The following is a 12,139-nucleotide window of genomic DNA, read 5'->3' as shown; positions in this document are numbered from 1 at the left end:
CCATGGCGCGCAAGCGGCAGGCCGCGTCCGGCGGCACCCCGGCGACGGTGGCGGCGGCGCGGGCCGGCGTCGCGTTCACGCTGCACGCGTACGCGCACGACCCGGCGGCGGCCTCGTACGGCGGCGAGGCGGCCGAGGCGCTGGGTGCGGACCCGCTGCGCGTGTTCAAGACGCTGGTCGCGGACGTGGACGGCGCGCTGACGGTCGCGCTGGTGCCGGTGTCGGGGCAGCTGTCGCTGAAGGCGCTGGCGTCCGCCGTCGGCGGGAAGCGGGCGGCGATGGCCGACCCGGCGGCGGCCGAGCGGACGACCGGGTACGTGCGCGGCGGCATCTCGCCGCTGGGGCAGCGCAGGCGGCTGCCGACCGTGGTGGACGCGTCGGCGGCCGGGCACCCGACGGTCTTCGTCTCGGCGGGGCGGCGCGGCCTGGAGATCGAGCTGGCGCCGGCCGACCTGATCGCGCTGACCGGCGCGCTGACCGCCCCCATCGCGCGCTGAACGGGCGGGCGCGTCAGTCCAGGGGCAGGTCGAGGACGCGGGCGATCGTGCGCAGGACGCCGTTGTCGCGGTGGGACGGGGCGACCTGCCGGGCGCGGCGCAGGACCTCGGGGTGGGCGTCGGCCATGGCGTACGACCACTCGGCCGCGTCGAGCATCTCCAGGTCGTTGAGGTAGTCGCCGAAGGCCATGGTCTGCGCCGGGGTGACGCCCAGCGCGCGCTGGAGGCCGCGGACGGCGCCGCCCTTGTCGACGCCCTGGTTCATGACGTCGATCCACTTCTCGCTGGAGACGACGACCTGGTGGGTGGCGGCGAGCGGCTTGAGGGCGGGGGCGGTGGTGCGCTCGGCGCTGCCGAAGTCGAAGAGAGCGACCTTCAGGACCTCGTCGTCCACGGCGGTGAGGTCGGGGACGACGCGGCGCTCGGCATAGTACTTCGCGACCTCGGCGAGGAACGCGTCGTCGGACCGCTCGACGTACGCCGCGCGCTTGCCGCAGACCACGGTGCCCACGTCCACGCCGTCGGCCGCGAGCTGCCGGACCGACCTGACGACCCGGACGGGGACGGCGGGGTCGAGCGGCTCGGAGCTGACCTCGGCGCCGTCACGGACGACGTACGCGCCGTTCTCCGCGATGTAGACCATGCCGTCGTCGGCGCCCGCGAAGAGCGCGGCGAGGGTGGCGTACTGCCGTCCGCTGGCGGGGCTGAGGACGATGCCGCGCCGCTCCAGCTCGGCCAGCAGCGGCCAGAACGCGTCGGGGACGCGGCCTTCGCCGTCCAGCAGGGTGCCGTCCATGTCGGTGACGATCAGCCGGATGTCGGGGACCCCGGCGGGTGCGGGGGCGGACGGGCGCGGGGCGCTGTGCGGGGAGGTCATGGGCTTCCTGGGTGGACGGGCGCGGGGCGGCCTGGTCGGGACCCGTCCACGGTACGGGAGGGCGTTCGGGCAGCTCCGGGCCGGTCAGCCCGCGCCGCCGTCCTGCCCGTCCTGCCCGTCCTGCCCGTCCCGCCGGCTGTCGCGCGCACGCTCCCACTGCGGGCTCTGCCAGTGCGGCAGCTCCACCGGGGGCGGCACGGCCTCGCGGGGCATCCAGGCGGCGGTGCAGAACATGTGCACGCCCACGGCGGCGAACGGCAGGCCGAGGAGCACGCCCTTGGCGCCCAGTTCGAGCGGCGCGTCGAAGCGCACGCCCTCGCCGACGTCCCGGGCGTGCGCGAGCACGTCCTGCGTGGGCCCGAGCCAGATCCCGAGCCGCCAGGCGAGCAGCGCGCCCAGCAGGGAGCCGGCGGCGAGGCCCACGACGGTCCCCGCGCCCGCGCGCCGCCGCAGCAGGTGGACGGCGACGCCCGCGACGGCGCCCACCCCGAGGCCCGCGAGCAGGAAGAGCCCGTCCGAGCCGATGGCCTGCTGCCCCTCGGAGTCGGCGAGCAGCACCGCCTCGCCGTTGTGGACGAGCGGCACGCGCGGCGACCACCAGAACCAGACGAGGCCGAGGAGCAGCCCCGTCAGGATCGCGGTCGGGACGGTGACGAGCAGCCCGTCGCGTATCTCCCCCGGCCACCGCGCGCGGTCCTCCCCGCCGCCGGGGCGCCCGGCGGCGGTCGTGGCGGCCCAGGGGTCGTGGCCGGGCGGGGAGGCGGGGCCCTGGTCCGGTGCGGGCTGGGGATCGGTCACCCGATCATCCTGCCAGGTACGCCCGTGTGTTCGGGCCCCGGGACGGCCGTTCGGGCGCACGGGGCGCGGGAGGCGCGGCGCACGGTGCCACCACCCGCCGGGCCTGCCCCGTGGAGGTGCGGCTTCACCGGGGCGGTGTCCCGGTGGTGCGGTAGGCACAAGGCACCGGACCGCACCTCCGCCGGGCGTGCGTGCCCGGCAGCTCTCCTGGCCGCCGGGACGGGTCAGGGACCCGCGAGCGGGGCGGCATCCCCCGGGACAGGCCGGGAACGCCGTGCGGAAGCTGCGCCGCTCGCCCAGCGGGCGTGCAGCGGGAGGCGGATGCACGCGCCTCCCTCCGGCGGGCAGGCGTGCCGGACGGCACGCCCTACCGCACGGCGGCGCGCCGGTACGCCCAGGTGGCCAGGGCGAGCGCGGCGACGCCGACGACCGCGCAGACGGTCAGGTCGCCCGCGACGGACGCCCAGTCCGGGGCGGGGCCCAGCGCGTCGGCCAGGGCGTCCACGCCGTAGCTCGACGGCAGCAGGTCGCGCAGCCACAGCACGGGCTCCGGCAGCCGGTCGGTGGGGAGGACGCCGAGCAGCAGCGCCGCCGACATGCCGAGCTGCCCGCACAGGGTCGCCAGCTCGGCGCGGGGCGCGAGCAGCCCGAGCGCGGCGCCGAGACCGGCGAGCGCGGCACCGGCGAGCGGCACGACGGCGAGCGCGACCCACAGGCCGCCCATCGGCAGCTGGTAGAGCAGGCAGCCGCTGACGGCCGTGACGAGGACGCCCGGCACGGTGAACGACGCGTACGCCGCCGCCGTTCCCAGCGCGACGGCCGCCGCGGGCACCGGCAGCGTGGCGTAGTGGTCGAGCCCGCCGGAGGCCCGCAACTGCCCGAAGTACTGGGCGAGGAGGTTGAGCGCGACGAACGCGACCACCAGCACCGCCGACCCCGCCACCACGGCGCGGGCCTCCCCGCCGCCGCCGTCCACCACCCCGCGCATCAGGACCATGATCCCGATCGACTGGAAGGTGGCCACGAACAGCAGCGGGATGCGCGCGACGCGGGCCCGCGACAGCTGCGCCCGGTACACCGCGCCGAGCGCCGGCCACAGCCTGGCGGCGGGCGCCAGGGGCGCGGGGCCCCCGGCGCGCGGCGGGTCGTCGCCCGCGACGGCGCGCGCGGCGGCCGTACGGGCGCGGGCGGCGTCGGCGGAGCGCGCGGCGCGCAGGGTGTGCGGGTAGGTGTCGGTCACGAGCGGACCAGCCCTTCTCCCCTGCCGCCGAGGGCGAGGTAGACGTCTTCCAGGCTCGGCGTCGCCAGGGTGAAGTCGTCCAGGGCGGCGAACGCGGGGCCCTGGGTCACGGTGGTGACCAGCGCGCGGGCGTGGTCGGGGTCCAGCCGCAGGGTCCAGCGGCGGCCGGTGACCGTGGCGGCGCGGCGCGCTTCGGCGATGGCCGGGACGTGCAGCGGCGGGTCGCCGCGCCACACGAGGTCGAGGCGCACGTCGGAGCCGACGAGCGCCTTGAGGCCGCCGGGGGTGTCGCAGGCGATGACCCGGCCCGCGTCCATGACGGCCACCCGGTCGAGGACCGTCTCGGCCTCCAGCACGTTGTGGGTGACCAGCAGGACCGTCGTGCCGTCCGTGCCGCGGCGGCGGTCCACGGCGGCCCAGACGGCGCGGCGGGCGACGGGGTCCATGCCGGTCGTCGGCTCGTCCAGGACGAGGACGGGGCGCCGGGCGGTGAGCGCGGCGGCGACGCAGGCGAGGCGCCGCTGGCCGCCGGACAGGCGCTTCAGGGGCCGTCCGGCGAGGGCGGTGAGGCCCAGTTCCTCCAGGACGTCGTCCCGCTCGCGGCGCGCGGCGGGGGCGTCGAGGCCGCGCAGCCTGGCGGTGGTCTCGGCGGCGAGGGCGACCGTCAGCTCGTCCAGGGCGGTGGACTCCTGGCCGAGGTAGGCGAGGAGCCTGGCGGCGCGGCGCGGGTGCCGCACGAGGTCGTGGCCGAGGAGGGTGATGGCGCCCGAGTCGGGGCGCAGGAGGCCGGTGATCTGCTTGACCAGGGTGGTCTTGCCCGCGCCGTTGGGGCCGAGGAGGCCGAAGATCTCGCCGCCCGTGACGTCGAGGCTGACGCCGTCGCTGGCCCGGACCGGCGCGGTGGCCGCGCCGCGCCTGGCGCGACCCGCCGGGTACGTCTTGACCAGGTCGCGCACGGCGAGCGCCGCGTCGGTGCTGACGCGGCGCGCTGTCGCTGTCGGGAGGCCGGGCCGTGCGGTCGAAGAGGCCACGAGGAGGCAGCCTACGCGGCGCGGCGGCCGGGGCGGACGCCGGGGCGCGTTCCGGACATGCGCCGGTGTGCGCGGGTCGTGCCCCCGGCGGGCGCTCAGGCGGTGCGTTCCGCGCCTGTCCTGCTGTCCACCTCGCGCCAGAATCCGGCGCGGATCGCGTACCTGTCCTGCTCGTCGATCTGGTCGTCCTTGTGGGCCAGCAGGCCGAACCTGGCGGCGTAGCGCAGCAGTTCGCCGTCGATGCGGTGCGGGATGCGGGGGTACTCGGTGGAGAGCCGCTGGAGGTGCGCCGGGCTGCCGAGCCGTTCCGCCCAGCGGCGCGCGAAGACCTGGCCGACCTCGAACGGGTCGCCGCTGACGGCGGTGATGTCCTCCTCGCGGTCGGCCCAGCGCTGCTCGGCCGTGGTCACCTGCGACAGCATCGGGATGGCCGCGATCTCCGGGGCCTCCTCGGGGGCGCCCCGGTCCACCCAGCCGCGGTCGGAGGACCAGCGGAGGGTGGCGGTGGCGGGGACGGCGCCCGTCTGCGGCGCGGCGGGGACGGGGCGGCCGAGGGACGCGAGGTCCTTGGGGGTGGGGACGCCCTTGGCCGCCGGGGTGCCGTTGTCGCGCTGCTCGGGCGGACAGGGCGGGGCGTCGGCGGCGGGGGCCGTGCCGTTCTTGGCGTGTGCGGGGCGGCGGGCGGCGGCGGGTTCGGCGGGCGTTCCGGCGGTCTCGGGGAGGGGCGCGGCGAGGATGGCCGCGATCTCGGGGCGGGGCGCGGAGTGCTGCGGCCCGGCGATGAGCGTCTCGTTGACGCGGACGGCGCGGGTGATCCACGCGCGGTCGAGGACGCGGCGTTCGTCGGCCTCGGCGACGAGGTCCTCGGACTGGTTGTAGTCGCCGTCGGCGGCCTGGACGGCCCACAGGTGGACGGCGACGCCGTGCTCCTTCGCGGACATCAGACCGGGCAGCAGGTCGCCGTCGCCGGTGACGAGGACGATGTCGGCGCAGGCGCGGTTGCGGGCCAGCTCGGTCAGTTCGGCGTGCATCGCGGCATCCACGCCCTTCTGCGCCCAGCGCCCGTCACTGCGGGTGAGGGCGCCGAGGCGTACGGTGACGCGCGGCATGACGCGCAGCCTGCGGTGCTCGGGCTGCGGCACGCGGTCGGGCGCGCCGTCGAACCAGTAGATGCGGAGGAGGTCGCAGCCGGTGTCGGCCTCGGCGCGCTCGCGCAGGCCGTGGATCAGCGCGGCGTGATCGACGGAAATGCGGGGCCGCGCGGGTTCTCCGGCGAGAAGACTGGCCGCGGCGCCCAGCAAATACCCGGCGTCCACCAGGACGACGCAGCGGTCCACGTAGCACCTTCTTTCCCCGAAGAGTTTTCGAGTCCGACCTTGAGTCTGCCCGCCCTTGAGTCTGCCCGACACGAGCGCCGTTATCTGCGCCAACTCGATCTTCGGCGTGGCGAATCGGATGCCCGTAATGCCCGGAGTGCGAACTATGGTGGACCGTGCGACGCTGGTTTCGAGCCGCCGTTCCGCGGCACGCGGGGCAGGACCCCGGCGGGCCGCCGCAGCGCCAGGAGGGATCATGGCCAAGAACGCCCAGAACTCCCGGAACCAGGACCGCCGCAAGCCGGCCGGGCCGCCCACCGGCGAGACCAGGCCGGAGGCCGCGGCCGAGGAGCAGAGGAGCCGCAAGCGCGAACGGCGCTTCGGGCACAACTGAGAGGGCGTCCGCGGCCCCGCCCCGCGCGGCGCCGGGACCGCGTGCGGGCGCACGTCAACCGCCTGAACGAAGTGATACACAAAGGGCGCACTCCCTCGGGGAGTGCGCCCTCTGTGCGCCGTCGGCCCGGCCGTGATCCGGGCGCGGCGCGGGAGGCCGGTCGCGCGGTGGCGTCGCGGCGGTACCGGCTCGTCGCCTCGTGCGGGCGCCCTTGCGCCCGGCGCGCGTCAGTCCGTGAACGCGTGCCTCTCGTGCGCCGCCGCGAAATAGCGCGCGTCGGAAACCTGCGACGGCAGCGCATACACGGGAAGCGCGCCGTGGTGCACGATGTCATATGCCTCGTGCACGCACCGGAGACGGTCCTCGAATGCGCTTCCCGGGAAGTACTCCAGCAGCGCGTGGACCGTTTCGTCGCGTGAGGTGTGCACCTCACGCAACAGGAAAACGGACTTGGCTATCATTCGGGCATCCACGGCGACCCACCCCTTCAACGGTGATGTGCTCGATACCGAAGGTAGACCCGTGGATGCCCCGGTCAGGTAAAGCCCGATCCATCATCCTGCCAAGCAGACCATTATCGGACCAAGGGAATTCAGCCCGCCAGGCAGGCGGGCCCCAGAAGTGCTTTCAGGTCACCGAAAAGCGCGGGGTCGGCCTGGACGCGGTGCCGGTCGAGGCGCAGCACCGTCGTCGTGCGCCTGCCCTGGAGCCTGACGCGCACCTCGGTGGGTCCCCTGTGCTGGCCGAGGAGTTCGCCGAGGCGCTCCACGAGCGGCGGGGTGACCTTGACGCTGGGGATGGTGATGGTGACGGGCGCGTCCGGGGACGCGTCGCTCAGGTCGGGCACCATCAGCTCCATGGCGACCAGGCGCGGCACGTCCTCGCGCTTGTCCAGCCTGCCCTTGACGAAGACCACGGTGTCCTCGACGAGCTGGGTGGAGACCAGCTGGTAGGTGGCGGGGAAGAACATGCAGTCGATCGACCCGGCGAGGTCCTAGACCGTGGCGATGGCCCAGGGGTTGCCCTGCTTGGTCATCTTCCGCTGGAGGCCGGAGATGATGCCGCCGATGGTGACAGTGGCGCCGTCCGGGTACTCGCCGCCGTTCAGCGCGGAGATGGCGGCGTCGGCCTTGTCGTTCAACACGTGCTCGATGCCGAACAGCGGGTGGTCCGACACATAGAGGCCCAGCATTTCCCTTTCCTGGGCCAGGAGATAGGTCTTCTCCCACTCCTCCTCGGAGAAGACGACGTCGAGGCCGAATCCCGGGCCGTCGTCCTTTCCGTCGTCGCCCATCCCGCCGAAGAGGTCGAACTGCCCCTCGGCTTCCTTGCGCTTGACCTGGACGACATTGTCGATCATCGACTCGAAGTGGGCGGTGAGCCCTTTCCTGGTGTGGCCCAGGGTGTCGAATCCGCCGGCCTTGATGAGGGATTCGATGGTCCGCTTGTTGCAGACCACGGCCTCGACCTTGTCGAGGAAATCGGGGAAGGAGGTGTACTTCCCCTTGGCCTTCCGGGTGGCGACGACGGAATCCACCACGTTCTGCCCGACGTTGCGGACGGCGGTGAGGCCGAAAACGATGGTGTCGTCACCGCGCGGGGTGAAGAACGCCTCGGATTCGTTGACATCCGGCGGCAGCACCTTGATGCCCATACGGCGGCACTCGTTGAGGTAGATCGCCGACTTGTCCTTGTCGTCCCGGACCGAGGTGAGCACGCCCGCCATGTACTCGGCCGGGTAATTCGCCTTGAGATACGCGGTCCAGTAGGTGATCAGACCATATGCAGAGGAGTGCGCCTTGTTGAACGCGTAGCCGGAGAACGGGACCAGGACGTCCCACACCGCCTGGATGGCCTCGTCCGAGTAGCCGCGCTCGCGCATGCCGCCCTGGAAGGGGACGAACTCCTTCTCCAGGATCTCCTTCTTCTTCTTGCCCATCGCGCGGCGGAGCAGGTCGGCCTGTCCGAGCGAGTAGCCGGCGAGCACCTGCGCGGCCTTCTGCACCTGCTCCTGGTAGACGATCAGGCCGTATGTGACGTCCAGGACGTCGCGCAGCGGCTCCTCCAGCTCGGGGTGGATCGGGGTGATCTCCTGCTGGCCGTTCTTGCGGAGCGCGTAGTTGATGTGGCTGTTCATGCCCATCGGGCCGGGCCGGTACAGGGCGCCGACGGCGGAGATGTCCTCGAAGTGGGTCGGCTTCATCATGCGCAGCAGCGAGCGCATCGGGCCGCCGTCGAACTGGAAGACGCCCAGCGTGTCGCCCCTGCCGAGCAGTTCGAAGGTCTTCGGGTCGTCGAGCGGCAGTTTCAGCAGCTCGATGTCGATGCCCTTGTTCTGCTTGATGAGCTTGACCGCGTCGTCCATGATCGTCAGGTTGCGCAGCCCGAGGAAGTCCATCTTCAGCAGGCCGAGCGACTCGCACGTGGGGTAGTCCCACTGCGTGACGACCACGCCGTCGTTCTTCGGCGCGAACAGCGGGACGTGGTCCACCAGCCGCTCGCTGGACATGATGACGCCGGCCGCGTGCATGCCCATCTGCCGCACGAGCCCTTCGAGGCCGCGCGCGGTGTCGATGACCTTGCGGACGTCCGCCTCGTTCTCGTACATCCCCCGGACCTCGGCCGCCTCGCTGTAGCGCGGGTGGTCCTTGTCGGTGATGCCGGACAGCGGGATGCCCTTGCCGAGGACGTCGGCCGGCATCGCCTTGGTGATACGGTCGCCCATCGCGTACGGGTAGCCGAGGACACGGGAGGCGTCCTTGATGGCGGCCTTGGCCTTGATCGTGCCGTAGGTGCCGATCATCGACACCTTGTCCGCGCCGTACTTCTCCGTGACGTAGCGGATGACCTCGCCGCGCCTGCGCTCGTCGAAGTCGATGTCGACGTCCGGCATCGAGATGCGCTCGGGGTTCAGGAACCGCTCGAAGATCAGCCCGTGGTCGAGCGGGTCGAGGTCGGTGATGCCCAGCGCGTACGAGACGAGCGACCCGGCCGCCGAACCGCGCCCCGGGCCCACCGCGATGCCCTGCGACTTGGCCCACATGATGAAGTCCGCGACCACGAGGAAGTAGCCGGGGAACCCCATCTGGATGATGACGCCCATCTCGTACTCGACCTGCCGCTGCCGGTCCTCCGGCACGCCGCCGGGGTAGCGGCGCCCCATGCCGCGCGCCACCTCCTCGCGGAACCAGGTAACCTCCGTGTAGCCGTCCGGCACGTCGAAGCGCGGCATCAGGTCGCGCGGCTTGAACCAGCCCTCGGTGTCCACCTGCTCGGCGACGAGACGCGTGTTGGCGCAGCCCTCCTGCCAGGCGTCGGACAGGTCGACGGCGTACATCTCCTCGGGCGACTTGAGGTAGTAGCCGGTGCCGTCGAAGCGGAAGCGGTCCGGGTCGGAGAGGTTCTTGCCGGTCTGGACGCACAGCAGCGCGTCGTGGGCGGCGGCCTCCTCGGCGTACGTGTAGTGGCTGTCGTTGGTGACGATCGGCGGGATGCCCAGCTTCCGGCCGATCTCCAGCAGGCCGTCCCGCACCCGCTTCTCGATCTCAAGACCGTGGTCCATCAGCTCCATGAAGTACCGCTCGCGGCCGAAGATCTCCTGGTACTCGGCGGCGGCCTTCAGCGCCTCCTCGGGCTGGCCGAGCCGCAGCCGCGTCTGCACCTCGCCCGAGGGGCAGCCGGTGGACGCGATCAGGCCCTCGGCGTGCTGGGCGATGGTCTCCTTGTCCATGCGGGGCCACTTCACGAAGTAGCCCTCGGTGTACGCGTCGGAGGAGAGGCGGAAGAGGTTGTGCAGGCCCGTGCGGTTGTAGGCCCAGATGGTCTTGTGGGTGTAGCCGCCGGAGCCGGAGATGTCGTCCCGCTTCTGGTGCGGCTGCCCCCACTGCACACGGCGCTTGTGCCGCCGCGACTCGGGCGCGACGTACGCCTCGATGCCGATGATCGGCGTGATGCCCGCGCCCGTGGCCTGCTGGAAGAAGTCGTACGCGCCGTGCAGGTTCCCGTGGTCGGTGATCGCGATGTGGGACATGCCCATGTCCTGGCACGCCTTGAACATGTCCTTGAGCCGCGCCGCACCGTCCAGCAGCGAGTACTGGGTGTGAACATGCAGGTGTGTGAACGGCTTGGTCACTCCACGAGCCTTCCGCAGCAGGGGTGTCTTGGCTCCCCGACCCTACCCCCATCACCTCCCGCCCCCGCGCCTGCCTCTCTCCCCACCAGCGACCGCGTCTTCGCAGGTCGGAGGCGGTGCGCGCGGTAATTCCCAAGGTCAGAGAGGTGCCCGTCACGGCGTCCCGCGGCGGCCTTTACGACGTCCCTACGACCGGACGTGGCACACTCGCCAGCGATGGGGACGACAGCACTCCGTGGTTCCGTCCACGGCTCCGGTCTGCGCGTGGCGCGTGCCGCGGTGTTCGCGGCGCTGCTCGTCACGCTGTCCGCCGGTGCCCACGTGCTGCTGTCCGACGCGCCCCTGCCCGCCCCGGCGGTCGCCGCCGTCGCGGCGGTGGTCTTCGTCCTCGCCCTGGTACTCGCCGGGGACCGCGAGCGCGGCTTCCGGCCCATCGCCGGGCTGCTGCTCCCCCTCCAGCTGGCCGCCGACACCGTCTTCACCGCCGGGCAGGACACCTGCTACGGCCCCGGCGGCGGCCCGGTCACCGGCCCCCTGCGGCTGCTGGGCGTCGATCTGTTCTGCGGGGGGAGCGATCTCGGCGCCCCGTTGACGCAGCTCGCCGCGCCCGTGGACCTCCCCGGCGGCCCCTGGGCGCTGCTCGCCGCGCATGTCGCGGCGGGGCTCGTCGCCGCCCTGTGGCTGCGCGGCGGCGAGGCCGCCGTCGCGCGCACCCTGCGCGCGGCCGTGGCCGCGGGCTTCCGCCCGCTGCTGCTGGCGGTCGCCGCCACCGGCGCGCACGCCGCCGACGCCCTACGGCCCGCGCCCCGCCCGGTCAGCCGCGACAGGCGCTCGCCGGTCCCGCTCCTGCTGTCCCACTCCGTCCTGCGCCGCGGTCCGCCCGCGGGCGCCGCGCCCGCCGCCTGAGCGAGCGCACCGCCCGTACCGACCGCAGCAGCACGCGCCCCCTGCCGGGCGCGGCACAGACACGCAGGGAGAGTCCCGACATGAGCAAGCGCAACTCCGCCGACGCCAAGCGCGCCGCGCGCCTCCGCCTCCAGGCCGAACGCGAACGCCAGGCGCGCAAGGAGCGGCTCCGCCGTCGCCTCACCGTCACCGGCAGCGCCGTCGTGGTCCTCGGCATAGCCGCCGGCATAGGCGTCGCCATCGCCGGGCAGAACGGCGGCTCGAACGACGCGACCGACTGGTCCGCCGTCCGCTCGCAGCTCGACGGCGACAGCGGCGACAGCGGCGACAGCAAGACCCCGGTCTACGCCGACGCCGCCCCCGCCCACACCACGGGCGACGACGGTCTGACCCTCCGCATCGGCGACCCCGACGCCCCCAACACCCTGACGCTCTACGAGGACCCGCGCTGCCCGGTCTGCGCCTCCCTGGAGCAGAACCTCGGCGACACCATCGGGCAGGGCGTCGAGGACGGCACGTACAACATCGACTACGTCTTCGGGACCTTCCTCGACGACAGCTTCGGCGGCAGCGGCTCCAGGAACGCGCTGGAGGCCCTGGGCGCCGCGCTCGACGTGAGCCCCGAGGCGTTCGTCGCCTACCATCAGGCGCTCTACTCGGCGGAGCACCACCCGGACGAGCGCTCGGACGACTTCGGCGACGACCAGAACCTGATCGACATCGCGCAGACCGTGCCCGAGCTGAAGGACAACGCGGACTTCGAGGCGGCGGTGCACGACAGCACGTTCGCCGTCTGGGCCCTGCGGATGTCCGACGCGTTCGACGACGCCGACGACGTCACCGGCACCCCGACGCTCAAGTACAACGGCGAGGTCGTGGACACCCCGCAGACGCCCGAGGCGTTCGAGCAGCTGATCGCCGCCAACAGCGCGGCGGAGTGACCCGGGG

General features: G+C 73.3%; 10 protein-coding genes and 1 pseudogene. 4 read left to right on the top strand and 7 right to left on the bottom strand.

The window, feature by feature from the left end; translation table 11 throughout:
- Positions 1-2: 2 nt before the first annotated feature.
- Positions 3-497, top strand: a complete 495-nt coding sequence (ybaK, locus tag ACL02R_RS24160) for a Cys-tRNA(Pro) deacylase (RefSeq protein ID WP_412799074.1) — start codon at positions 3-5, stop codon at positions 495-497.
- A 13-nt stretch (positions 498-510) separates the two neighbouring features.
- Here the strand turns inward: ybaK and ACL02R_RS24155 are convergent, their stop codons facing one another.
- The 5 genes from ACL02R_RS24155 to ACL02R_RS24135 all read right to left on the bottom strand — a co-directional run bounded on the left by ACL02R_RS24155 (position 511) and on the right by ACL02R_RS24135 (position 5,780).
- On the bottom strand, positions 511-1,374 hold the full coding sequence (locus ACL02R_RS24155) for a Cof-type HAD-IIB family hydrolase (protein WP_412799073.1): 864 nt from the start codon (positions 1,372-1,374) through the stop codon (positions 511-513).
- An 84-nt stretch (positions 1,375-1,458) separates the two neighbouring features.
- Positions 1,459-2,172, bottom strand: a complete 714-nt coding sequence (locus ACL02R_RS24150) for an ABC transporter permease (RefSeq protein ID WP_412799072.1) — start codon at positions 2,170-2,172, stop codon at positions 1,459-1,461.
- Between the two features lie 367 nt (positions 2,173-2,539).
- A complete protein-coding gene (locus ACL02R_RS24145) occupies positions 2,540-3,289 on the bottom strand; it encodes an ABC transporter permease (RefSeq protein WP_412799113.1) in 750 nt (249 codons plus the stop codon).
- Between the two features lie 119 nt (positions 3,290-3,408).
- On the bottom strand, positions 3,409-4,368 hold the full coding sequence (locus ACL02R_RS24140) for an ABC transporter ATP-binding protein (RefSeq protein ID WP_412799112.1): 960 nt from the start codon (positions 4,366-4,368) through the stop codon (positions 3,409-3,411).
- A 170-nt stretch (positions 4,369-4,538) separates the two neighbouring features.
- On the bottom strand, positions 4,539-5,780 hold the full coding sequence (locus tag ACL02R_RS24135) for an NYN domain-containing protein (RefSeq protein WP_412799071.1): 1,242 nt from the start codon (positions 5,778-5,780) through the stop codon (positions 4,539-4,541).
- Between the two features lie 235 nt (positions 5,781-6,015).
- Between ACL02R_RS24135 and ACL02R_RS24130 the strand changes: the two genes are divergently transcribed.
- On the top strand, positions 6,016-6,153 hold the full coding sequence (locus ACL02R_RS24130; RefSeq protein ID WP_412799070.1) for a hypothetical protein: 138 nt from the start codon (positions 6,016-6,018) through the stop codon (positions 6,151-6,153).
- Positions 6,154-6,380: 227 nt separating this feature from the next.
- On the opposite strand, the gene ACL02R_RS24125 is transcribed toward ACL02R_RS24130, so the two are convergent.
- Together ACL02R_RS24125 and dnaE are read right to left on the bottom strand one after the other, a co-directional pair.
- The gene (locus tag ACL02R_RS24125; protein WP_412799069.1) at positions 6,381-6,614 is read right to left on the bottom strand and encodes a hypothetical protein; all 234 of its coding nucleotides are present in this window, start codon (positions 6,612-6,614) and stop codon (positions 6,381-6,383) included.
- Between the two features lie 131 nt (positions 6,615-6,745).
- A pseudogene (dnaE, locus tag ACL02R_RS24120) lies at positions 6,746-10,285 on the bottom strand (DNA polymerase III subunit alpha).
- A gap of 216 nt (positions 10,286-10,501) precedes the next feature.
- Here dnaE and ACL02R_RS24115 point away from each other — a divergent pair.
- Together ACL02R_RS24115 and ACL02R_RS24110 are read left to right on the top strand one after the other, a co-directional pair.
- Positions 10,502-11,191, top strand: coding sequence for a hypothetical protein (locus tag ACL02R_RS24115; protein WP_412799068.1), 690 nt, complete (start codon positions 10,502-10,504; stop codon positions 11,189-11,191).
- An 80-nt stretch (positions 11,192-11,271) separates the two neighbouring features.
- Positions 11,272-12,132 (top strand): thioredoxin domain-containing protein, encoded by an 861-nt coding sequence (locus ACL02R_RS24110; RefSeq protein WP_412799067.1) that lies wholly within the window; start codon positions 11,272-11,274, stop codon positions 12,130-12,132.
- Positions 12,133-12,139: the final 7 nt, after the last annotated feature.

It is taken from the genome of Streptomyces sp. MS19 (assembly GCF_047200595.1).
Classification (GTDB): Bacteria; Actinomycetota; Actinomycetes; order Streptomycetales; family Streptomycetaceae; genus Streptomyces.
The sequence above is the reverse complement of the archived record's forward strand: the minus strand, read 5'-3'. Positions and strand labels throughout refer to the sequence as shown.